The 22,453-nt window shown below is 68.5% G+C and carries 24 protein-coding genes and 1 tRNA gene; 8 read left to right on the forward strand and 17 right to left on the reverse strand.

Features of this window, described 5'->3' with window-relative positions:
• The first annotated feature begins 195 nt into the window (after nt 1-195).
• The 5 genes from AC3WQA_RS06115 (at nt 196) to AC3WQA_RS06135 (ending at nt 4,770) form a co-directional block, all read left to right on the forward strand.
• Nucleotides 196-732, forward strand: coding sequence for an acyl-CoA thioesterase (locus tag AC3WQA_RS06115; protein WP_492674179.1), 537 nt, complete (start codon nt 196-198; stop codon nt 730-732).
• Between the two features lie 44 nt (nt 733-776).
• Complete coding sequence (locus AC3WQA_RS06120; RefSeq protein ID WP_492674180.1) at nt 777-2,234, forward strand: DUF4139 domain-containing protein; 1,458 nt, start codon at nt 777-779, stop codon at nt 2,232-2,234.
• Nucleotides 2,235-2,239: 5 nt separating this feature from the next.
• Complete coding sequence (locus AC3WQA_RS06125) at nt 2,240-2,995, forward strand: enoyl-CoA hydratase/isomerase family protein (protein WP_492674181.1); 756 nt, start codon at nt 2,240-2,242, stop codon at nt 2,993-2,995.
• Nucleotides 2,996-3,187: 192 nt separating this feature from the next.
• On the forward strand, nt 3,188-3,445 hold the full coding sequence (locus AC3WQA_RS06130) for a helix-turn-helix domain-containing protein (protein ID WP_492674182.1): 258 nt from the start codon (nt 3,188-3,190) through the stop codon (nt 3,443-3,445).
• A 14-nt stretch (nt 3,446-3,459) separates the two neighbouring features.
• On the forward strand, nt 3,460-4,770 hold the full coding sequence (locus AC3WQA_RS06135; protein ID WP_492674183.1) for a type II toxin-antitoxin system HipA family toxin: 1,311 nt from the start codon (nt 3,460-3,462) through the stop codon (nt 4,768-4,770).
• Between the two features lie 317 nt (nt 4,771-5,087).
• Here the strand turns inward: AC3WQA_RS06135 and AC3WQA_RS06140 are convergent.
• Nucleotides 5,088-5,164 (reverse strand) — tRNA-Asn (locus AC3WQA_RS06140).
• Between the two features lie 93 nt (nt 5,165-5,257).
• Between AC3WQA_RS06140 and AC3WQA_RS06145 the strand changes: the two genes are divergently transcribed.
• Genes AC3WQA_RS06145 through kynU form a run of 3 tightly spaced genes read left to right on the forward strand, consistent with a single transcriptional unit; the run spans nt 5,258 to nt 8,139 of the window.
• Nucleotides 5,258-6,280, forward strand: coding sequence for an amidohydrolase family protein (locus AC3WQA_RS06145; protein WP_492674184.1), 1,023 nt, complete (start codon nt 5,258-5,260; stop codon nt 6,278-6,280).
• Nucleotides 6,281-6,288: 8 nt separating this feature from the next.
• Nucleotides 6,289-6,810, forward strand: a complete 522-nt coding sequence (locus AC3WQA_RS06150; protein ID WP_492674185.1) for a hypothetical protein — start codon at nt 6,289-6,291, stop codon at nt 6,808-6,810.
• 45 nt (nt 6,811-6,855) lie between these two features.
• The gene (gene kynU, locus AC3WQA_RS06155; protein ID WP_492674186.1) at nt 6,856-8,139 is read left to right on the forward strand and encodes a kynureninase; all 1,284 of its coding nucleotides are present in this window, start codon (nt 6,856-6,858) and stop codon (nt 8,137-8,139) included.
• Nucleotides 8,140-8,142: 3 nt separating this feature from the next.
• Here kynU and AC3WQA_RS06160 read toward each other — a convergent pair whose 3' ends face one another.
• From AC3WQA_RS06160 to AC3WQA_RS06235, 16 genes are all read right to left on the reverse strand, one after another.
• Nucleotides 8,143-8,676 carry a TlpA disulfide reductase family protein gene (locus AC3WQA_RS06160; protein ID WP_492674187.1) on the reverse strand — a complete coding sequence of 178 codons (534 nt, stop codon included), beginning with the start codon at nt 8,674-8,676 and terminating at the stop codon, nt 8,143-8,145.
• A gap of 46 nt (nt 8,677-8,722) precedes the next feature.
• Nucleotides 8,723-9,790 carry a transporter gene (locus AC3WQA_RS06165; RefSeq protein ID WP_492674188.1) on the reverse strand — a complete coding sequence of 356 codons (1,068 nt, stop codon included), beginning with the start codon at nt 9,788-9,790 and terminating at the stop codon, nt 8,723-8,725.
• A 150-nt stretch (nt 9,791-9,940) separates the two neighbouring features.
• Nucleotides 9,941-10,294 carry a DUF2946 family protein gene (locus AC3WQA_RS06170; protein WP_492674189.1) on the reverse strand — a complete coding sequence of 118 codons (354 nt, stop codon included), beginning with the start codon at nt 10,292-10,294 and terminating at the stop codon, nt 9,941-9,943.
• A gap of 145 nt (nt 10,295-10,439) precedes the next feature.
• Nucleotides 10,440-11,702 (reverse strand): glutamate-5-semialdehyde dehydrogenase, encoded by a 1,263-nt coding sequence (locus AC3WQA_RS06175; RefSeq protein ID WP_492674190.1) that lies wholly within the window; start codon nt 11,700-11,702, stop codon nt 10,440-10,442.
• The gene (gene proB / locus AC3WQA_RS06180; protein WP_492674191.1) at nt 11,699-12,859 is read right to left on the reverse strand and encodes a glutamate 5-kinase; all 1,161 of its coding nucleotides are present in this window, start codon (nt 12,857-12,859) and stop codon (nt 11,699-11,701) included. Before proB ends, AC3WQA_RS06175 begins: the two co-directional genes overlap by 4 nt.
• A complete protein-coding gene (locus tag AC3WQA_RS06185) occupies nt 12,856-13,215 on the reverse strand; it encodes a cupin domain-containing protein (protein ID WP_492674192.1) in 360 nt (119 codons plus the stop codon). Before AC3WQA_RS06185 ends, proB begins: the two co-directional genes overlap by 4 nt.
• Before the next feature lie 11 nt (nt 13,216-13,226).
• Entirely contained in the window at nt 13,227-14,522 is a 1,296-nt protein-coding gene (locus tag AC3WQA_RS06190; RefSeq protein ID WP_492674193.1) for an argininosuccinate lyase, read from the reverse strand.
• Nucleotides 14,523-14,617: 95 nt separating this feature from the next.
• Nucleotides 14,618-15,577, reverse strand: a complete 960-nt coding sequence (gene argC / locus AC3WQA_RS06195) for an N-acetyl-gamma-glutamyl-phosphate reductase (protein WP_492674194.1) — start codon at nt 15,575-15,577, stop codon at nt 14,618-14,620.
• Nucleotides 15,578-15,584: 7 nt separating this feature from the next.
• Complete coding sequence (locus tag AC3WQA_RS06200) at nt 15,585-16,904, reverse strand: acetylglutamate kinase (protein WP_492674195.1); 1,320 nt, start codon at nt 16,902-16,904, stop codon at nt 15,585-15,587.
• Between the two features lie 16 nt (nt 16,905-16,920).
• Nucleotides 16,921-18,147 (reverse strand): acetylornithine deacetylase, encoded by a 1,227-nt coding sequence (locus AC3WQA_RS06205; RefSeq protein WP_492674196.1) that lies wholly within the window; start codon nt 18,145-18,147, stop codon nt 16,921-16,923.
• Nucleotides 18,148-18,220: 73 nt separating this feature from the next.
• Nucleotides 18,221-19,423, reverse strand: a complete 1,203-nt coding sequence (locus AC3WQA_RS06210; protein ID WP_492674197.1) for an argininosuccinate synthase — start codon at nt 19,421-19,423, stop codon at nt 18,221-18,223.
• 28 nt (nt 19,424-19,451) lie between these two features.
• Nucleotides 19,452-19,925, reverse strand: coding sequence for an OsmC family protein (locus tag AC3WQA_RS06215; protein ID WP_492674198.1), 474 nt, complete (start codon nt 19,923-19,925; stop codon nt 19,452-19,454).
• Entirely contained in the window at nt 19,922-20,545 is a 624-nt protein-coding gene (locus tag AC3WQA_RS06220; protein WP_492674199.1) for an FMN-binding negative transcriptional regulator, read from the reverse strand. The genes AC3WQA_RS06215 and AC3WQA_RS06220 overlap by 4 nt, the downstream gene beginning before the upstream one ends.
• A 3-nt stretch (nt 20,546-20,548) precedes the next feature.
• The gene (locus AC3WQA_RS06225) at nt 20,549-21,553 is read right to left on the reverse strand and encodes an N-acetylornithine carbamoyltransferase (protein WP_492674200.1); all 1,005 of its coding nucleotides are present in this window, start codon (nt 21,551-21,553) and stop codon (nt 20,549-20,551) included.
• 107 nt (nt 21,554-21,660) lie between these two features.
• On the reverse strand, nt 21,661-21,873 hold the full coding sequence (locus AC3WQA_RS06230) for a hypothetical protein (RefSeq protein ID WP_492674201.1): 213 nt from the start codon (nt 21,871-21,873) through the stop codon (nt 21,661-21,663).
• A gap of 52 nt (nt 21,874-21,925) precedes the next feature.
• Nucleotides 21,926-22,453 (reverse strand): glycine zipper 2TM domain-containing protein, encoded by a 528-nt coding sequence (locus tag AC3WQA_RS06235; protein ID WP_492674202.1) that lies wholly within the window; start codon nt 22,451-22,453, stop codon nt 21,926-21,928.

The following is a 22,453-nucleotide window of genomic DNA, read 5'->3' on the forward strand; positions in this document are numbered from 1 at the left end:
GACAACCACCTGTTCGCCGTTCCGACGCGAGTCGAACACCGTTGACAGACACCCGTTCGCCCTGGGCGTCGGCGCGTAGCGCCAGAGTCGAAGGGCACCATCACCTGGTGCCCTTCGACTCCACCTGCTGCCACAAGCTGCGTCCGGCGCGAACGGAGAAACGATGCACAAGATCGGCGCCGATCCGGAGATGCCATGAACAACCCCAGCGAAACCCCCAAGCCCAGCCGCCGCCGCAAGGCCAAGCCCACCGTGCATCAGCCCGACGCGGTTCCGGTCGACACCGCATCGCCCACGCCGGAAACCGCGCCCAGCACCGCGCCGACACCGCTGTTCGTGGCCGCGCTCGCCGCGCGCTGGCGCGACCTCGACGCCTTCAACCACGTCAACAACTCCAACTACCTCACCTATCTCGAAGAGGCGCGCCTGCAGTGGCTCAGCCACGTGCCCGGCCCGTGGTTCGACGAGCACAGCATGCCGGTGATGGCCGCCGTGCAACTCAACTACCGCCGGCCCATCGCCTGGCCCGCACAGTTGCAAGTGCAGCTCTATGTCGAGCGCATGGGCAACAGCTCCATGACCATCGCCCACCGCATCGTGGACGCCGCCGACGCCAGCCAGCTCTACTGCGACGGCCACGTCGTGATGGTGTGGATGGATCCGGCCAGCGGCAAGCCGGTGGCGCTGCCCGCGGCGATCCGCGACGCGGCGCAGGTCGACGGCACGCCCTGACCCCACGCTGGTTATGATGGCTGCTCCCCATCCGGAGCCCCGCCATGACGCGTCCGCACCGCACCGCCCTTGCCCTCGCCAGCCTCTGTTGCGGGCTGGCCGCCATGCCGGCGCTCGCCGCCGACGACGCCAGCCTCACCCTGTACCGCAGCGACAGCCCTGCGCTCTACACCAGCCACGGCGAGGGCAAGGTCGACGACGGCCACGCCGTAGTGCGCGAGCAGCGCACGCTCATGCTGAAGCGTGGCGTGCAGGACCTCACCCTGGACAACCTGCCCGACCAGCTCGACGCCGAGGCGCTGGCGCTGACGTTCCCCGATGGCGCCGCCACGGTGCTGGCGCAGCGCCTGCAACTGGCCCAAGGCAGCGACGCCGCGCTCGCCGGCCTGGTCGGTCGCGAGGTGACCGTACTGGGCGAGAACGGCCAGCCCTTTCTCGAAGGCAAGCTGCTGCGCGTGAGCGCGGATGGTCTGGTGGTGCACTCGTCGTCCGGCGACACCCTGGTGCATCAGTACGCTGCCGTGCGCGCCAGCGATGGCGGCATCCCCGGTGGCACCAGCCTGATCCTGCGCCTGGACGCCAAACGCGCCGGCCAGGCTGCGGCCGTGCTCAGCTATCCCGCCGCCGGACTGGGCTGGCGCGCCGCCTACGTGGCCGCGCTGCAGCCCGGCGCCAGCTGCCGCATGCAGTTTGCGGCACGCGCCTCCATCGCCAACCGCAGCGGCCGCGACTGGCACGATGCCCACCTCACCCTGATCGCCGGCTCGCCCAGCTTCGCCAAGGCCGCCGCGCCGCGCCCGATGATGCTGATGGCCAAGGCCTACGCCGCCGCGCCGCTGCCCGAACAGGCACAGCTGGACAACTACCGCAGCTACACCCTGCCCGCGCCGGTGGATCTGCCCGACGGCAGCGTCAGCCAGTTGCCGCTGTACGCCACTCGCGAGCTCGCCTGCACGCGCACCAACCTCTACGAGGACGGCGGCAACTGGCAGCCCGCGCAGCCCATGCTGGGCAGCGACTTCAACAGCGGCAGCAACACCGGCGCCATCTACACCACGCTCAAGCTCACCGCCTTGGACAGCCTGCCCGCCGGCTACCTGCGCGTGCTGGCACAAGACGCCCACGGCACGCCGCAGTTCATCGGCGAAGGTCGCCTCAACGACACGCCCAAGGGCACCGACGCCACCATCACCCTGGGCACCGCCTTCGATCTGCGCGCCACGCGCGAACGCACCAGCTTCCACGTGGATCGCGCCGGCCGCACGCTGGACGAAGGCTTCCGCATCACCCTCACCAACAGCGGCGCGGCGGCGCGCACGGTCATCGTGCGCGAACACCCCAACCGCTGGCGCGAATGGTCGCTGGCCTCCTCCAACGAAAAACCCGACCAGCAGACTACCGACACCCTGAGCTTCCGCGTCGACGTACCCGCCAACGGCAAGGCCGTGCTGGATTACGCTGTGCGCTACCACTGGACGGCGGCGCAACAGCCGCAAGGATGAATCCCATGCTCGACATCATCACGCACGACGCCATCACCGAAATCCGCCTCGCCCGCCCGCCGGTCAACGCGCTGAACCGCGAGTTGCTCGCAGCGCTGCGCAGGGCCCATGCCGAGGCCGTCGCCGCCGGCGCACGCGGCATCGTGCTCGCCGGGTCGCCCGGCATGTTCAGCGCCGGCGTGGACGTGCCCGCCCTGCTCACGCAGGATCGCGACGGCGCGCGCGCTTTCTGGCGCGAGTTCTTCGCCACCGCCGCCGCACTGGCCACCTCAACCGTGCCGCTGGTCGCCGCCATCACCGGCCACAGCCCCGCCGGCGGTGCTGTGCTGGCGCTGATGTGCGACTACCGCGTGATGGCCGAAGGCCCGTACAAGATCGGCCTCAACGAAGTGCAGGTGGGGCTCACCGTGCCCGACTGCATCCAGTTCGCGCTGCGCCGCGTGGTCGGCAGCTACCGCGCCGAACGCCTGCTGGTGGCGGGCGCCATGGTCGACGCCGCCGCGGCGCTGGCCTGTGGCTTCGTCGACGAGATCACCGCCGTGGATCAGGTCACCACCCGTGCCCTGCACTGGATGGGCGAACTGCTGGCCCTGCCCGCGCACGCCATGCTCGCCACCCGCCGCCTCGCCCGCGCCGACCTCGTCGCCACCTACGCCGACGTCGACGCGCTGCCGCTAGGCGCCTTCCTCGAAGGCTACTTCCACCCCGACACCCAAGCCACGCTGCAGGCACTGGTGGCCAGGCTCAAAGGCAAGGACTGAGCACCAGGGAAAAACTCGCCGCCTGCTGCAACCACCGCCACGGGGCGCCTCCCGGGCACCCCGTTGATGAGGTTCCTGCCTCACCAGCAGCTTGGTGACTTGCCGCCAGGCTATTGAAGCCGCCCAGTTGCAATTTTAGACATATACGTCAAATAATAAGGCCAAGACACAAATTATTGATACATATATCAAATGCAGACCGTACTGGAACTTGGCGAAGCCGTAGCCACCCGGCGACGCACGCTCGGCCTGAAGCAAGGCGATGTCGCCGTGCGTGCTGGCATCCCCCAGGAAACCTTGTCCCGCTTTGAGCGCGGCAAACTGGCCGAGCTCGGCTCGCGCAAGCTGTTGGCCATCCTGGCGGTGCTGGGCATGGAGCTGCAGTTCGAGGAGACAGGTTCATCCGGTTCATTGGATGAGCTGCGTCGCGAGCGCGGAGGCGATACGTGAACCTCGCTGTCCACGTGCTCGGCCGTGACGTCGCCATGCTGGAGGCGATTGGCGACTTCAAGAGCGTGCTGACGTATCACGACGGCGTTTCCACGGACGAGTTCGTCTCCCTGACCATACGCGTGCGCCGCGAGCCGTGGCGCTGGGATGACGTGCTGCACCCCATCTTCCAGATGAACCTGCCGGAGGGCTACCTGCTGCAAGTGCTGCAGGAACAGTTCGGCCCGCACATCGGCGCCAGTCCAATGGCGCTGCTGTCGGTGATCGGCCGCAACATGATCGGACGTGTGCAGGTGGCACCCGCCGGTGCGAAGCTGGACGAGCCGGCCACACCGGTGGACGTTGCCGCTCTGCTGCAAGGCGACAACTCCGAGGAAGCCTTCGCCGAACTGGTACGACGGCACGCGGCCAGCGGCGTGTCGGGCGTGGTGCCGAAGTTTCTGGACAACGCGACTGAGCACGTTCATCTCGGCCCGCACAAGAAAGCCATCCTGCTTACCCACAGGCACATCATCAAGGGTTCGTCACGCTTGTTGCCCTTCGTATCCTTGAACGAGCACCTGTGCATGCAGGTCGTCCGTAGAGTGATGCCTGCGGCAGCGACGGAGATCTCGCACGATGGCCAGGCGCTGGTCGTCCACCGGTTCGATGTGGACGAAAACGGTGCGCGACACTGGGGTATGGAGGATTTCTGTGCCTTGCTGGGTCTGCGCCCCGCAGCCAAGTACGAAACCACCTGGGAGCGTATCGCCAAGGCGGTGCGCGACCATGTGCCGGCAGCAAACCGCCAGGATGTATTCCGCCAGATGGCGACCTTGCTGCTGCTGACCTACGCTTTGCGCAATGCTGATTGCCACGCCAAGAACGTGGCCCTGCGTTACACCCGCCACGACGATGTGCACCTCGCGCCGGCATACGACATGATCACCACGGTCGCCTACGCGGACTACGCGAAGAATCCGCCCGCCATCGCCTTCATGGGCAAGAAAACCTGGAACCCGGGCAAGAGTTTGCGAACCTTCATCAGCGCGACGTTCGGTGTGCAGCCGCGCGAGCAAGCCGGGATCGTCGAGCAGATCGGTGCAGCCATGGCCGATGTGGGCCCCCAAGTCCGTGCGGCGATGGTCGAACACCCTGGCTTCGCAGAGATCGGCAAACGCATGTTGCGCGCCTGGCAAGAAGGGCTGGAAGGACTCCGCGGCAAACGCATCTACGCGTTGGGCGAGGCAGAGCTCGGCGCTGCGTTCACCGGATTTTCTGACCCGAAGCCTGTACCGCAGGATCGCGCAGTTGTTGGAAGATCCGACCTGCTCGGCAAACGCTGAGGTTTCGGGGCCAGACCCGACGCATCACGCTCGATATACACACCGCGCACCATCTCGCCCCCGGTGCTGCGCGCCCAGCCTTTGGCGTCGCGCTGAGTGCGGAAAATCCTGGCTGTGGTTGGCCATCCCTGCTTGCGGATGACGGCCGTCCAGGTGTCCAAAGGCGTTCGCACCATCGTCGCCATGAAGCCCTCCCGTTTTGGCGATGTACCGAAACTGTACCTCTGGGCCAACACTGGGCCGAACGCTGCCACGCCAAAGCTTCTGGCGACGCCATAAAAGCAAAAGCCAGCAACGACTTGCTGGCTTTTGAAAGGTGGCGCCCGAAGTTGGACTCGAACCAACGACCCCCTGATTAACAGTCAAGTGCTCTAACCAGCTGAGCTATTCGGGCGGGAAGCTGCGTAGTTTGTCGATCGTGCTGCTGGCTGTCAAGCGGTCGCGCCGGCGGCACGACGCTGCGGCCGCAAGGCGATAAACTGCTTGGATGCTCAAGATCGACACCCACGCACATATCCTGCCCCGCGACTGGCCGGATCTCGCCGCCCGTTACGGCGACAACCGCTTTCCGGTGATGACGCATACCGACGGCCGCCACCGCATCTACAAGGACGGCAAGTTCTTCCGCGAGGTGTGGGATTCCGCCTTCGACCCCGCGGCGCGCATCGCCGACTACGCCCGTTTCGGCGTGGACGTGCAGGTGATCTCCACCGTGCCGGTGCTGTTTTCCTACTGGGCGCCGGGGCACCAGGCGCTGGAGCTGCACCGCCACTTGAACGACCACATGGCGGGTATCTGCCGTGATTTCCCGCGCCACTACGCCGGCATCGGCACCGTGCCGTTGCAGGCGCCGCAGCTGGCCGTGCGCGAGCTGGAGCGCTGCATCGACGAGCTGGGCCTGCAGGGTGTGCAGATTGGCTCGCACTGCGGCGACTGGAACCTGGATGCGCCCGAACTGTTCCCGTTCTTCGAGGCCGCCGCCGACCTCGGCGCCGCGGTGCTGGTGCACCCGTGGGACATGATGGGCATGGCCAGCATGCCGAAATACTGGATGCCGTGGCTGGTCGGCATGCCCGCCGAGCAGGCACGCGCCGCCTGCTGCCTCGCCTTCGGCGGCGTACTGGAACGGCTACCGAAGCTGCGCGTGATGCTGGCCCATGGCGGCGGCAGTTTCCCGTGGACGATCGGCCGCATCGAGCACGGTTTCAAGATGCGCCCCGACCTGGTGGCCACCGACAACCCACGCAATCCGCGCGAGTACCTCAAGCGGTTTTATTTCGACTCCTGCGTGCACGACGATCAGGCGCTGCGCTGGCTGCTGGATGTGACGGGTGTCCGCCAGGTGATGCTCGGCACCGATTATCCTTTCCCGCTGGGCGAACAGGCGCCAGGCGAAAGCATCGAGGCGCTGGGGCTCTCCGACGCCGACCGCGCGCGCCTGTTCCACGGCACCGCGCTGGAATGGCTGGGCCTGCCCGAACGCCGCTTCGTCACCGCCACCACTGCTTGAGGATTCCCATGGGCTACCTGCGCCCCATCGCCATCGCCGCCGCCCTCGCCATCGGCCTCTGCGCCGCCGGCCCGGCCAGCGCCGGCAGCAACAGCATGGCCGGCGGCAGCGTGCACTTCAGCACGCCCGACAGCTGGCTGGAGATCCTGCAAACCGACGGCGACCCCGAGACCCTGGTGTTCCAGGTGCCCGACCCCTCGCCGACCGGCCAGGCCGTGCTGGCCCGCATCACGGTGACGGTGAAGGCCGAGCCGGACATCGCCGGTTTCCAGGCCTACGTGAGCCAGGCCAGCGCCAAGGCCGCCGCCCTGCCCGGCTACCAGACCGCCGGCAAGGCCACCGTACCCAACACCTACAGCTACACCGCGCGCGAAGCCGGTGTGGCAGCCGTTTACCGCGAGCTGTACTGGTACAAGGACGGCCACGCCATCCAGCTGCGTTGCCTGCGCCCGCAGCAGAGCAAGGCCGGCGCCGCCTGGATCGCCGCCTTCGACAAGGGCTGCACCGCGCTGGCCGCGCAGCTGAAGTAACGCCCCGCCCTGCCTGCCGGCGGGGCCATCCCGACAGGATCGCCGATGTCTTCCCACTACCAAGCCAGCGCCGCATGGGCCGAGGCCGCCGACGCCGCCGACCCGCTGCGCGCATTCCGCGATGAGTTCCTGATCCCGCCGCACGACGGGCGCGACAGCGTCTATTTCTGCGGCAACTCGCTGGGCCTGCAGCCGCGCGCGGTGCGCGCCGCACTGGCCGCCGAGCTGGACAGCTGGGGCACGCAAGCGGTGGAAGGCCATTTCAACGGCCCGCTGCCATGGATGCATTACCACGCGTTCGTGCGCGACCACCTGGCCGAAGTGGTGGGCGCGCAGCCGTCCGAAGTGGTGGCGATGAACTCGCTGGGCGTGAACCTGCACCTGCTGCTGGTGAGTTTCTACCGCCCCACCGCCGCGCGCCCCGCCATCCTGATGGAAGCCGGCGCCTTCCCCACCGACCGCTATGCGCTGGAATCGCAGGTGCGCTTCCACGGCTTCGACCCGGCCACCGCGCTGATCGAGCTGGAAGCCGACGAGCCGAACGGCACGCTGTCGATGGCGGCGATCGAACGTGCGCTGGCCGAACATGGCTCGCGCGTCGCGCTGGTGCTGCTGCCCGGCGTGCAATACCGCAGCGGCCAGGCCTTCGACCTGCAAGCGATCACCGCGCTCGGCCACCGGCACGGCTGCATCGTGGGTTTCGATCTCGCCCACGCGGTGGGCAACCTGCCCTTGCAATTGCACGACAGCGGCGCCGACTTCGCCATCTGGTGCAGCTACAAATATTTGAACGCCGGCCCCGGCGCGGTGGGCGGCGCCTTCGTGCATGCGCGCCACGCGCACGCCGAACTGCCGCGCTTTGCTGGCTGGTGGGGCCACGACCAGGCCACCCGTTTCCAGATGGGCCCCAGCTTCCAGCCCACGCCCGGCGCCGACGGCTGGCAGCTGTCCAACCCGCCGATCCTCGCGCTGGCGCCGCTGCGCGCCTCGCTGGAGATCTTCCACCGTGCCGGCATGGCGCGGCTGCGCGCGAAATCGGAGCAGCTCACCGGCTACCTGGAGTGGCTGGTGAACACCCTGCTCGCCGATACGCTGGAGATCGTCACCCCCGCCGAACCCGCGCGCCGCGGCGCGCAACTCTCGATCCGCGTGCAGGGCGGCCGCGCGCGTGGTCGCGCGCTGTTCGAGTACCTGATGGCCCACGGCGTGGTCGGCGACTGGCGCGAGCCCGACGTGATCCGCATTTCCCCGGCGCCGCTGTACAACCGCCACGCCGACTGCCTCGCCTTCGCGCAGGCAGTGCAGGCGTGGCGCGACGCGAACGGCTGAAGCTCAGTGGCGCGCCGCCAGCAGCGGCGTGACAACGCGCTGCAAGCGTGCTTCCGTCCACTCCGGCTGCCGGTCTTTCCAGCCGTCGTCCACCAGCACGCCATGGCGGTCAACGGTGAAGCTCACCGGCAGATGCCAGATGCGTCCGTAACCCGGTACGTGTGGATCGCCCAGCAAGCCGACCGGGAAGCTCAGCGACTTCGCCACCGCGCGCACCTCGCCCAGCTCGTCGGGCGCATCGAGGCTGAAGCCCAGCACCACCAGGCCATCCTCCGCATGCGCCTTGGCATAGCGCGACAGCAGCGGCAACTCCGCGCGGCACGGCGCGCACCAGGTGGCCCAGAAGGTGAGGATCACCACCTTGCCGTGCAGTGCGGCGAGACTGATCTCCCCACCATCCAAGGTGTGCAGGACGATCGCCGGCGCCGGCTTGCCGACGACCAGGTCGTTGGCGCGCACCGCCCCCGACAGAGTGGCGAACAGCAGGGCCGCGAGACACAGGGCGCGGATCGGACCGTGGAGCAGACGCAGTTTCATACCAACCTCCAGGCGGCGCCGCCGGGTCGCGGCGGCGCCGTCAACGTCAGAGTTGCAGGCTGAGGCCGAGCGTACCGGTCCAGCCGGGAAACAGTTGATAACCCGCAAGGTGGCGATAGACCGGCACCTGCACGAAGGCATAGGCCTGCAGCTTGCGCGTGAGGCTGGCGCTGATGCCCGGGCTCAGGTAGGCCACTGTGCCCGCCGTGTTCGGCGCGTCGGCCAGCGCACCCTGGTCGGCCATCTTGCGCAGCCAGTTCAACTGCAATTGCGGCACCCATTTCGCATGCGCCTCGTAGCGCAGGCCCACGCTGAGCGAGGTCTGGTTGCCGGGGCGATAATCCGCGCCCGCCGCATCCAGCCGCTGGGCGACGGCCGCCTGGAACTGTCCGCTGACGAAGGCGTCGAAATCCTGGCTTATCGGCTGGTAGTAGTACGCACCCACGATCAGGTCGGTGCTGCCGGTGCCTGCCTGCAGACTGGTGTCCAGCGCCTCACCCGCCGCGGGCCCGCTGCGGAAGCTCACGGGGTGACCAACCTGCCGGCCGTCCTCGGTCTGCCCGCCGTAGCGGCCGGTCGGCAGCTTCACGCCGAACTGCACGCCGAGGTTGTGCATGGGCAGGAAGCCCTGGTAATCGCCCAGCAGCTTGATGTCGCCCAGCCCGGCCACCCGGGCGCCGCTGACCTGGTCGGGCGCGGTCATCGACGGCGCATAGGGCTGCATCTGCATGCCGTAGGTGGTGTGGTCGCGTGCCACCCACGGCGCGGACAGGCTCACGCCCCAGTCCACATTGAGGCGGTAGGCCACGCCGAGGGTAAGGTAACGGTTGATGGTGCCCTTCTCGATCTCGCCGCCGGCCATCGCCGGATCGGACGGCTGGTCGATCACCTGCGCAGGCGTGGCGCGGTCGCTGCCATGGCGCAACTGGTTCTGGTCGAGATAGGTGTAGTCGAGCGTGACGCGCCAGCCCGAGGCGGTCGAATAGCCGGTCGCCGCATCGGTGCTGAGCGTGCAGCCGCAGGTGGCACAAGCCTGTGCCAGCGAGGGGAAAGTGCCGGCCAGCAGCAGGCAGGCCAGCGCGCAGAAAGCGCGCCAATGGTCGGTGGTTCGCATGAAAATCTCCGTATCAGGGCCATCCGGATGGCGCCGAGGCGCATGCGGACAACCAGCCGACCGCGCGGGAGCGCGCCAACGCGCACCGTACCCGACGGTCTTTCAGTGGGTGTGCCGTCGCCACCATGGCGCGACGGGTGCAACCGCAACTCAGGCCGAGGCCGGCGGCCCACGCGCAGACGCGCTCCACGCGGGCTGCACGCGCGCGGCGAGGGTTGGCGCCACGGGCGGCGCGGACGGCAACGGGGTGGGTAGCAACAGCGGCGCAAACGCGCCGGCGCCCAGCGCGGGGCTGTGCGCCAGCAGCACGCAGTACGCGCAGCGCTGCAGGGGATCATCGGGCTCGCCGGGGACATCCGGCTGGCGCGTCGCCGCGTGACGCGCGTGGGCCATGGCATCCATGCCGGGCATCGCGGAAGCCCGCGGCAGCACGCGCGAGATCGACGGCAGGACGGCGACGAAGGCCATGGCCAGCAGCGCCAGCCAAGCCAACCGTCGATGCATGGCATGCCGCGCCAACGCCTTCACCGCACCACTCCCACGCACCCAGTCTGTCTGCGATGCATTTTCGCACGCACGGCCGGACGCGGCGCATGGCCATGTGCAAAGCAGGCGCGGCACGTTGTCACGCGCCGCGCGCGGGATGTCGTCAGCCGCGGCTGGCCGCGTGCCGCACCTGCCCCTCGCCGCGCACCACGAAGCGCTCGATGGTGAGCGCCTCCGCGCCCATCGGGCCGTAGGCGTGCAGACGCGTGGTGGAGATGCCGATTTCCGCACCCAGCCCCAGCTCGCCGCCATCGCTGAAGCGCGAGGAGGCGTTGACCATCACCACCGCCGAGCGCATCGCCTGCACGAAGCGCGCGGCGGCGGCCTCGTCGCGGGTGGCGATCACCTCGGTGTGGTCGGAGCCGTAGCGGCGGATGTGGGCGATGGCATCGTCCAGGCTGTCCACCACGCGCACGGCGAGGATCAGGGCGAGGAACTCGGCGGCGTAGTCGTCGTCGATGGCGGTCTGCATATCGGGCACCAGCGCGCGGCTGGCGTCGTCGCCGCGCAGTTCCACGCCGCGTCCGCGCAGCGCCTGCGCGGCGCGCGGCAGGAACGCCGCGGCGACATCGCGATGCACCAGCAGCGTTTCCAGCGCATTGCACACGCCGGGGCGCGAGGTCTTGCCGTCGACCAGCAGATCCAGCGCCAGCGCGAGGTCGGCGGCGCGATCCACGTAGAGATGGCACACGCCCTTGTAATGCTTGATCACCGGCACGCGCGCGTGCTCGGTGACGAAGCGGATCAGGCCTTCGCCGCCGCGCGGAATGGCCAGGTCGACCAGGTCGCTGAGCTGCAGCAGCTCCACCATCGTCTCGCGGCGCAGATCCTCCACCACGGTGACCGCCGCCTCGGGCAGACCGTGCCCGCGCAGCGCCGTGTGCAATGCAGCAGCGATGGCGAGGTTGGAGTGGATCGCCTCCGAGCCGCCGCGCAGGAGCACCACGTTGCCGGCCATCAGGCACAGCGCGGCGGCGTCGGCGGTGACGTTGGGGCGCGCCTCGTAGATCATCGCGATCACGCCCAGCGGAATGCGTACGCGTTCCACGCGGATGCCGTTGGGGCGCACCTCCGTGCGCGTGACCTGGCCCACCGGATCGGGCAGCGCGGCCACTTCGCGCAAGGCCTGCGCGATGCCGGCCACACGCGGGGCATCCAGCCGCAGGCGATCCAGCATCGCGCCGGCCACGCCTTTTTCCGCCGCCGCCTGCAGGTCGCGCGCATTGGCGGTGAGCACGGCCTCGCACCGCGCTTCCAGCGCGGCGGCCATGGCGTGCAGCAGCGCGCGCTTGGCGCCGGTCGAGAGCGCGGCGATGGCGGGCACGGCGGCGCGGCAGGCCTCGGCCTGGTGGCGGATCGCGCTCATGCGGGAAGCTCCGGTGCATCGGTGGTGGTGGCCAGGGCGACGAGATCGTCGCGGTGGATCACTTCGTCGCCGTAGCTGTAGCCCAGCACGGCGAGGATCTCCCGGCTGTGCCGGCCCTGGATGCGCGCGAGTTCGGCGGCGTTGTAGTGGCAGAGCCCGCGCGCCACCGGCATGCCATCCTCGGCCACGATCTCCACCAGGTCGCCGCGTAGGAACTCGCCCTCGGCGCCGAGCACGCCGCCGGGCAGCAGCGAGACGCGACCGCCAGCCAGGGCTTTCGCCGCACCCGCATCCACGCGGATGCGGCCACTCGCCCCCGGCGCATGCTGCAGCCAGTACTTGCGCGCCTGCAGCCGGCTGGCGGCGGCGTTGAACAGCGTGCCGCGCAGTTCGCCGCGCCCCAGCGCGCGCACGGTATCGGTGTCGCGTCCGTTGAACAGCGCGGTGGGAATGCCCGCCGTCGCCGCCTTCTTCGCGGCTTCCAGCTTGGTGCGCATGCCACCGGTGCCCACGCTCGAACCGCTGCCGCCGGCCATGGCGAGGATCGCCGGGGTGAGTGCGGCGACGTGCGCGATGGGCGTGGCGGCAGGGTCGCGGCGCGGGTCGGCGCTGTACAGCGCATCGATGTCGGAGGCGATCAGCAGCAACTCGGCGTCGACCAGTGCGGCGACGATGGCGGCGAGATTGTCGTTGTCGCCGAGCTTCAGCTCATCCACTGCCACGGTGTCGTTCTCGTTCACCACCGGCAGCACGCCGAGGCGCAGCAGCTCGCGCAAGGTAGCGCGGGCGTTGAGGTACCGGCGGCGATGGCGCAGGTCGTCGTGGGTCAACAGCACCTGCGCCACCGGGCGCACCGAGAGCGACTGCCACAACGCGACCATCGGCGCCTGCCCCAGCGCGGCCAGCGCCTGCCGCGCGGCGATATCGCCCAGCGCCGGCGCGTGCTCGCGCAACAGCGCGCGCCCCGCCGCCACCGCGCCGGAGGACACCAGCACCACGTCGCGCCCCTGCGCCTGGCTGGCGGCGATGAAGGCCGCCAACGCCGAGGCGTATTGCCCGGAAAGCCCGCCGCCATCGGCAGCCAGCAGGTTGCTGCCCACCTTGAGCACGGCGCGCCGCCAAGGCGGCAGGGGTTGTGCGGAAAGCTTGCCGCTCATGCGTTGGCCTCCGCAGGGGCGGCCAGGCGGTCGCCATGGCTCTTGGGCGAAGACACCACCAGGAAGCGCACGTCGGCGACGCTGTCATTGCGTATCTGGTGGGCGACGCCGGGGGGCACGTGCAAGCCCTCATGCCGACGCAAGCGGTGGGGTGTCCCATCCATTTCCAGCACCGCCTCCCCTTCCAACACGTAGAAGAACTGCCGCGCACGGGCATGGCGATGGCGCTGCTCCGCTGTGCCGGGCGGCATGCACTCCTCGATCACGCTGAGGTCGTCGCCGGCCAGCAGATGCCAGCCGTCGCAGCCATAGCCCCAGCGATAGTGCTCGGCGTTCCCCGTACCGACAACCCCCATGACGCCTCCGTTCAGCCGTCCAGACGGCCAAGTCTCGCCTGCAATTCGTCCAGCCGAAGATCGTCGCCCGCACCGGGCGAAACGCGCGCGGCCAGGCTGCCCTCGGGCGTACGCCCCTGCCCTGCCGAAGCTGCGGTCTCGGCCGCGGCGCGGTAGGCCTCGCGGAACGGCACGCCGGCGGCGGCCTGCTCGATCGCCACGTCGGTGGCGTACATCGCCGGCTCGATCGCCGCGCGCATCGCGCCCTCGTTCCACTGTAGGCGCGCCAGCAGGTCGGGCACCAGTTCCAGCGCCATCAGGCCATGGCGCACGCCGTGGAAGATCGAGCCCTTGGAGAACTGCAGGTCGCGCTGGTAGCCCGAGGGCAGCGACAGCAGCTGCTCGACCTCGGTGCGCGCGGCCGCCACGCTGGCATAGCTGGCACGCAGCAGTTCCACCACGTCGGGGTTGCGCTTGTTCGGCATGATCGAGCTGCCGGTGGTGTACTCGGCCGGCAGCTTCACGAAATCGAATTCGGCGGTGGTGAACAGCGACAAGTCCCAGGCCAGCCGGCGCGTGTCCAGCAGCGCGCCGCCGATCGCCTCCAGCACCGCCATCTCGAACTTGCCGCGCGAGAGCTGCGCGTAGATCGGGCTGAGCTGCATGCGCGCGAAGCCGAGCGCTTGCGTGGTGTGCGCGCGGTCGAGCGCGAGGTTCACGCCGTAGCCGGCGGCGGTGCCGAGCGGGTTGGCGTCGATCAGGGCCAGCGTCTGCCGCGCGCGCAGCGCGTTGTCGATGAAGCCCTCGGCGAAGCCGGCGAACCACATCGCGGTAGAGGACACCACCGCGCGTTGCAGGTGGGTATAGCCCGGCAGCGGGATGGCCGGCTGTGCGGTGCGCTCAAGGCAGACCTGGGCAATGGCGCGGCAGTGCGTTTCCAGCGCGATGAGCTTGTCCTTCAGCCACAACCGCGTGGCTACCAGGATCTGGTCGTTGCGGCTTCGCCCGGTGTGCACGCGGCGACCGGCGTCGCCCAGGCGCTCGATGAGACGCGCCTCGATGGCGGAGTGGCCATCCTCGTAGCGCTCGTCCAGCACGAAGGCACCGCTCCTGAAGTCATCGGCCAGTGCGTCCAGCTCGCGCTTCAGCGCGTCGGCCTCGTCGGTACTCACCACGCCGATGTGGGCGAGGCCTTCGACATGCGCCTTGCTGGCGACAATGTCGTGCAGGAAGAACTCGCGGTCGAGGATCACGTCGTCGCCGGCGAGGAAACGCATGATCTTCGCGTCGATCCGGATGCCGGATTTTTGCCAGAGGGGTTGGGTCATGGGGATCTCCGGGATTCGGGATGGGGGAATGGGAAATTCGGAAAGGCGGGTGCCGGCGACGATGTCCCTGCCGAGCCCCCGATGCCTCGGCTGCGTCAGGCATCCATGGGTATCGCGGTCAACTCGTCCAGTCCCAACACGCGGTTGATGTTCTGCATCGCCTGCGTCGCCGCGCCTTTCAACAGGTTGTCCAATGTCGCCACCACCACCACCCGCTTGCCGTCGGCGGACACGGCGAAACCGCCGACCTCGGCGTGATGGCGGTGCGCGACGCGGCTGACCCACGGTGCCTCGTCGGTCACGCTGACCAGTTTCTCGTTGTCGTAGGCGGTGTGGAAACGCTGCAGCACGTCCTCGCGCTTCAGCGCGCGCGACAGGTACAGGTTGGTGGTGACGGTGAGACCGCGGAAGTGCGGCGCCACGTGCGGCATGAATTCCACCGGCAGGCCGAGCTGGAAGCTGACTTCCTTCTCGTGCGTGTGGCCGGTGAGCGCGTACGGCATCAGGTTGTCGCGCAGCTTGTCCGGGTCGTTCTTGTCCGAGGGCGTGGTGCCCGCGCCAGAATAGCCCGACACGCCGAAGCACACCGGCGGCGCGGCCAGCAGATCCCTCAGCGGCGCGATGGAGAGCTCCATCGCGGTGGCGTAGCAGCCGGGGTTCGAGATGTGCCGCTCGCCGCGCCACCTGCCGCGGGTGAGCTCGGGCAGGCCGTAGTACCACGACGGATCGAAACGGTAGTCGGCAGAGAGGTCGACGATCAGGGTATCTGGCGCGGCCTCGTCGATGGCTTCCACATAGGGCGCGGCCTTGCCGTTGGGCAAGGCGAGGATCACCACGTCGGCGCGCTTGGCGGCCACCGCGGCGGGATCGAGGCTCTCGTAGCGCAGGTCGCCCGCGTAGGCGTCGCTGTGTTCGCTGACGCGCTGGCCGTCCAGCTCGCGCGAGGAGACGAAGGCCAGCTCCAGTGCGGGATGCGCCGCGATCAGGCGGATCAGCTCCGCGCCGGTGTGGCCGCGCGCGCCGACGATGCCGATGCGTTTCTTCTGCTGTGTCATTTCACTCTCATCCAATCAACGTCGGCTGCCGCTGCGCGCAGTGCGCGACGCAACGGGCGATGGTGTCGAAGTGGCCGTCAAGGCCGTACCAGAACACCTTCCACTTCGGCTGCTTGAGACAGCCGTCGGATTCGGCGTAGTAGAAGATGTTGACCGGGTTGCCGTGGCGCGAGCGCCAGAACAGCTGCGGGTTTTCCTCGCGCATCACCTGCCACACGGCGCGGCCCAGGCCCTCGCCCTGCGCGTCGTCGAGCACCGCGAACTTGTCCAGATACGGCAGGCCGTCCTCCAGGGTGAGGATCATCGCGGCGCGGTAGTTCTCGCTGACGTAGATGCGGTACGGCATGGTGCGTTCGAAGTAATCCGGCACCAGCGCGCGGCCGAAGCTGGACTCGATCAGCCCGCGCATGCGCGCCCGGTCGATGCCGTCCCACGAATCGACACGGAGCACCTTCTCGCCGCGCCGCACCAGCGTGCCCGAACCCTTGTGGGTGAACAGCTCCTTGGCCAGTTCGGCGGGGCGCGTGATCGACACCGACGAGGTGAGCGGCAGGCCGTTCAGCAGGTCGGCGATCTGCTCGATCTTCAGGCGCATGCCGCCGTTGATCCATGGCTGCGCCATCAGGTGCTCGTACTCGGTGCTGAGGTTGATCGAGTCGATCAGCCTGCCGTCACCGTCGAGCAGGCCGCCGGTGCCGGTGAGGAACACGATCTTGTATGGCTGCAGCATGCGCACCAGCTCGTTGGCGGCGACGTCGGCGTTGACGTTGAGGATCTGCCCCTCGTCGGTCTCGCCCAGGCTGGCGATCACCGGGATCGAATTCGCGCGCAGGCTGGCCTCGATGGGTGCGAGGTTGATGCCCTCCACCTTGCCCACCATGCCGTACGTATCGCGGTCGAGATAGCTCGCCGCGAACACGCCCGAAGGCACCGCGGTGGCGCGCGTGTCCATCGCCTGCAGCGCCTCGACCAGCTTGAGGTTCTGCTGCATGAACACCTTACGCACGATGCCCAGCGCCTTCGGCGAAGTCACGCGCAGGCCGTGCACGGTCTGCTTGACGATGCCGGCGGCGGACAGCTCTTCGTCCAGCTGCGGGCCGGCGCCGTGCAGCACGATGGGCGTGAGACCCACCTGCTGCAGGAAGGTCAGCGAGGAGGCGAGATCCTGCAGCTCGTCGCGCAGCACCGCGCCGCCCACCTTCACCACGGCGAAGCGCTTGGCGTCCAGCTCGGAGAAGCGCTTGAGGTATTGCTGGATTTCCTTGGCGCTGCCCATCGCCGACAGCAGGCGGACGATGGTCTTGCGGGTGTGCTTGTGCGTTTCCATGATTGATCCTTTGCGCTCATCCATGCGCGCGAGAGTCGAACAGCGGCCTTCCGTGGCCGCACTTCTCAATGATGTGGTGGACGGTTTCGGCGTAGTGCTGCAGCTGGCCCAACGCCACCCACTCGTCGGCGGTGTGCGCCTGGGCGATGTCGCCGGGGCCGTAGACGAAGGCGGTGTAGCCGGCGGCGGAGAACAGCGAGGCCTCGGTCCAGAAATCCACCGCATTGCCCACGGGAATCTCCAACTCGTCGGCGAGGTCGCGCGCGACCAGGCGCCGCGCCTCGGCGGAGGCGGTGTCGCCCGCGGGCAGCGAGGGGCCGCGGAACGTCTCCTCGAAATGCGCGGGGGCCGGCTCGGCCAGCGTGCGGAAGCGCTCGAGCAGGCCGTCGGGACTCATCGTCGGCAAGGGCCGCATGCCGAAGCGCAGCTCGGCGCTGGGCGCGATCATGTTCGCCTTGATGCCGCCCTCGATGCGGCCGATGTTGAAGCGCAGGCCGGTGAGCCCACCGAAGCGCTCGTGCGATTGCGCCGCCACGAAATCCAGCGCGGCATCGCCCCAGCGCACCGCCTGGTGCAGCGCGCTGTCGCTGGGCTGCTGCTCGCCCGAAGCATGCCCGGCGTGACCGGCGAAGCGCATCAGCACGGACTGGATGCCGCGGTGGGCCAGCACCGCCTCGCCCCGGGTGGGCTCGGCCACGATCACCGCTTCATAGCCCCTTTCCCCCCGGGAGAGGAGTTGGGGTGAGGGTTCGGATTCGCCGCCACGCCTCGCTTCGCCCGCACCCCGACCATCTCCCGGTGGGAGAGGGGGAAAAGCACGGAGAAAACCCGCGATGCAACGCGGATCGTTCGCCTCCTCGTCAGTGGTGAACAGCAGCGCCATGTCGCTGTCGCTGGCGTTTGCCACCGCCAGCAGCGCCGCCGCCGCACCCTTGATGTCGCAGGCGCCCAGGCCGATGGCGCGGTCGGCCGTGACGCGCAGCTCGTGCAGACTGGCCGTCCACGCCGGCGAGTCCGGCACGGTGTCCAGGTGCACGTTGAACAGCAGCCTCGGTTGGCCACGCACCGCGTGCAGGCTCACCGCGCCGGCGCCGTGGTCAGTCACCACGATGTCGAAGCCGGGCAGCTGCGCGCGGAGGTAATCGAAGATGCCGCCGGTGCCGATCGCGCGCGGCGGGTTGCGCGTGTCGAAACCGACCAGCGCGCGCAGGTGTTCCAGCGTAGCGTTGAGCAACGTACTCATCACACGGCTCCATGATGCGAAGCCCCTCTCCCCTTGGAAGAGGCGGTAGCGAGAGGGGAGCGGGGCGAAGCGCTCATGCCGCGTGGCCCCGGTTCACCTCGGCCCACAGCGTGCTGCTCATGCCGAACAGCTTGATGAAGCCTTCGGCCTCGGCCACGCCCCAGTCGGCCGACTGCGCGTAGGTGGCGCCCTTGGCGTTGAGGATGTGCTTCGACTCGACCGCCACGGCGTTGACCACGCCGCCGTTCGTCTCCAGCGTGACCTCGCCGTTGACGGTGGACTGGCTGGAGGCGAGGAACGCCTCCAGGTCGGCTTTGACCGGATCGTGGAAGAAGCCCTCGTACACCACCTCCACCCACTTGCGCGCCACCTCGGGCTTGAAGCGGTTCTGCTGCTTGCTGAGCACGGCTTCCTCCAGCGCGCGGTGCGCGGTGAGCAGCGAAACCAGGCCCGGCGCCTCGAAGATGATGCGGCCCTTGAGGCCGATCGTGGTGTCGCCGGTGTAGAGGCCGCGGCCCACGCCGTAGGGCGCGAACAGCGCGTTGAGCTTGGCCAGGATCTTGTGGCCGGCGAGCTTCTCGCCGTCCAGCGACACCGCCTCGCCGTCGACGAAGCCGAGCTTCACCTGCAGCGGCTTGGACGGCCATTCGGCGCGCGGCTTGCACCAGGCGCGCGCACCCTCGCCCGGTGCCTGCCACTGGTCGATCTCGCCGCCGGACATGGTGACGCCGAGCAGGTTCTCGTTGATGGTGTAGGCCTGCTGCTTGGCGCGTACGCCGAAGCCGCGCTCCTCCAGGAACTTCTGCTCGTAGGCGCGCGTCTGGGTGTGCTCCTTCTGGATCTCGCGGATCGGCGCCACGATCTCGTAGTCGCCCAGCGACTTCACGGCGAGGTCGAAGCGCACCTGGTCGTTGCCCATGCCGGTGCAGCCGTGCGCGATGGCTCGGGTGCCCAGCTCGGCGGCGCGCTTCAGCGCGGCTTCCACGATCAGATAGCGGTCGGACACCAGCAGCGGGTACTGGCCCTGGTAGCCCTCGCCCGCCCACACGAACGGTTTCACGAAACCATTCCAGATCGCCGGGCCGCCGTCCACCGTGACGTGGCTGGCCACGCCCAGCTCCTGCGCGCGGTGCTCGATGAAGGCGCGCTCCTCGGCGTCCACGCCGCCGGTGTCGGCAAACACGGTGTGCACGGCCCAGCCACGCTCCTTGAGGTAGGGCACGCAGAAGCTGGTGTCGAGGCCGCCGGAGAAGGCGAGGACGATGTCTTGGCTCATGGCTTGCGAATCCTGGTCGGGGAGAATGTCAGTCGGAGGAAACGACGATGCGCGGCTCGCAGCGCACCGGGAAATTCACGGAGTTGGCGATGAAGCAGGCGTGGTGCGCGTCGTCGTGCGCGGCCAGCGCCTTGTCGGGATCGCTGTCGGCACGGATGGTCACCACCGGGCGCAGCACCACCTCGGTAAAACGGCCGCCGTTGCCTTCGGTGACCATCGTGCCTTCGGCAGCGTCGTCGTAGGCGACCACCACCACGCCGGCCACGGTGGCCATGTGCAGATAGGACAGCATGTGGCAGGCGGAGAGCGCGGCCACCAGCATGTCCTCGGGGTTGTGCTTCGTGGCGTCGCCGCGGAAGGTGGGATCGGCCGAACCCGCAAGATCCGGCTTGCCCGGCACGCGGATCACGTGGTTGCGGCTGTAGTTGCGGTAGCCGTCGGTGCCGCTGCCGCGGTTGCCGGTCCAGACCACGTCCACGCGGTAGAGGTGCGGCCGGCTCATGACTTGGCTTCCTCCTGCTTCGCCATCAGCGCGGCCAGTTCCGCGTCACCCTCGCTGCCGCGGCGACGCAGGCCGGCGATCACGCCGAGGCGGTTGCGCTCGGGATGGTTCTGGTTGAGTTTGAACTTGCCTTCGATGCGCTCGATGGCGATCTCGAGGCCGACGATGGCGCGCAGCGACTTCTCGATATGGTCGTCCGGCGCATCGGTGATGCGCCACGGCCGCGGCTCGGTGGCTTCGTGACGGTCGGTGAGCCGTTCCAGCAGGGCGCGCAGCCAGCCCGCGTCCTCGATCACCTTCAGCCGTCCGTGCACGTGCACCACGGCGTAATTCCAGGTGGGCACCTCGCGATGCGTCTCCTGCTTGGTTGGATACCAGTTCGGGCTGATGTAGCCATCGGGGCCACGAAAGATCACCAGCACCTCGGCACCATCGAGCCCGGCCAGCTCGTTGCCGCGCGCCACATGGCCGTGCAACGCGCCATCGACCCACTCGAACGGCAGATGATTGGCGACGAGGCCGCCGGTCGTCTGTACCACCACGGTGGCGAACGGATAGTCGCGGATCAGCCCGTGCAGGATCTCGGCGCGCGTTTCGACAAAATGCTTCGGCGCGTACATGGCTCAGCCTCCCACCAACGCCGCCATCACCGCCTTCTGCACGTGCAGGCGGTTTTCGGCCTCGTCGATGGCGAAACAGTACGGCGCATCCATCACCGCGTCGGTAGCCTTGACGTTGCGGCGCAACGGCAGGCAGTGGCTGAACAGGCCATGGTGGGTCAAAGCCATCTTCGCCTCGTCCACGATGAAGTGCCTGCTGGCTTCGCGCACGGGCTTCTCCTGCTCCCACCGGCCGAAGAACGGCAGCGCGCCCCAGCTCTTGGCGTAGACGACGTCGGCGCCGCTGTAGGCCTCTTCGATGTCATGGCTGACCTTGAGCGAGCCACCGTTGGCCTCGGCGTTCAGACGGCCAAAGGCCATGTAGCGCTCGTCCAGCACGTAGTCCGGCGTGGGGCACAGCAGGGTCACGTCCATGCCCATCTTGGTGGCGATCAGCAGGGCGGAATTCGCCACCGCGGTGTTCAAGGGCTTGGGGTGGTAGGTCCAAGTCAACACATATTTCTTTTTATGCAGGTCGCCAAGGCGCTCCCGCATAGCCAGCGCATGCGCCAGCTCCTGGCAGGGATGGGTGATCGTTTCCATGTTGATGACAGGCACGGTGGCGTACCTGGCGAACGCCTGGATGACCTTGTCCTGGCGATCCACCGACCAGTCCTGGAACTTCGGAAAGGCACGCACGCAGATCAGATCCACATAGCGACTGAGCACTCGCGCCACCTCGGCCACATGCTCCTCGGCCTCGCCATTCATCACCGTGCCTTCGTCGAACTCGATCGGCCACGCATCCTTGCCCGGCTGCAGCACCACCGCGTGGCCGCCGAGCTGGAACGTGCCCAGCTCGAAGCTGGTGCGGGTGCGCATGGACGGGTTGAAGAACAGCAACGCCACCGACTTGCCGGCGAGCTGGTTGCCCGCGGGCGAACGCTTGAACGCGGCGGCCTGCTCCAGCAGCGCGTCGATCTCGGCGCGGCTCCAGTCCTGGGTGGTGAGGAAGTGGCGGATGGTCATGGGGACAAGACTCTCGGAGAGGAATGAACCGTGGATTTCCCAACAAAAAAACCCGGCGCGATGGCCGGGTTTTTCAGTCGTTGCGTGATGGTGCAGCGCGCGACAGCCTACCCGGCCGGATGTTCGTCCAGCGGTCGGCGCGCACGCGAAGTCATGCCAGCGGCCATGCGGGCGCTGGTCAGAACATTGGCGGTATAGACGGCTGTGGACACGGGTGTTTCCATCGGGCGAGGTTTCATCATGCCGGTATTTTCGCTGCCATGCAACATGCCGTTGAAAGTGCGGTCATGGATGGCTGCCCATTTGATCTTCGCGACCAAGGACACTCGCAAGAGCATGGGAAAAACCGCCGCCCGAAGGCGGCAGCATGCATCAGTCGGCGGGAGTCACGCTCACCCGTACGCGCAGGCGCTCGCCGGGGTCGTAGTTCAGGCGCGACTCGTAGACCTCGCCGCGATAGCGGTATTCCACGTCGTAGCCCACGATCTGGCGCTGCTCGCTCACGGAGCTGACCTCGCGGCAGCGGGTCTGGGTGGTTTCGTAGCTGCCGCCATGGTCGGAAGCCCGGTTGCCCACCGCGCCGCCCACCACCGCGCCGGCCACGGTGGCCGCCTTGCGGCCATCGCCCTTGCCAATGGTGCTGCCCAGCACGCCACCCACCACGGCGCCAAGGATGGTGCCGGCCGTGCTGTTGCCGCGATCCTGCTGCACCACCTGCTGGTCGTAGCACTGCTGGCGCGGCACCGTGGTCTGGGTGACGCCGTAGACCGGATCGACCCGCAAGACGTCGGCCCAGCCGTAATGGGCGTTGTCGCCGGAATTGGCATAACGCGCGTCCTGCGCCTGGGCGCTGCCGGCGGCGACAACCAGCATCAAGGCGGCAAGCAGGTATTTGGTCAT

The organism is Rhodanobacter sp. FW106-PBR-R2A-2-24 (assembly GCF_058789615.1).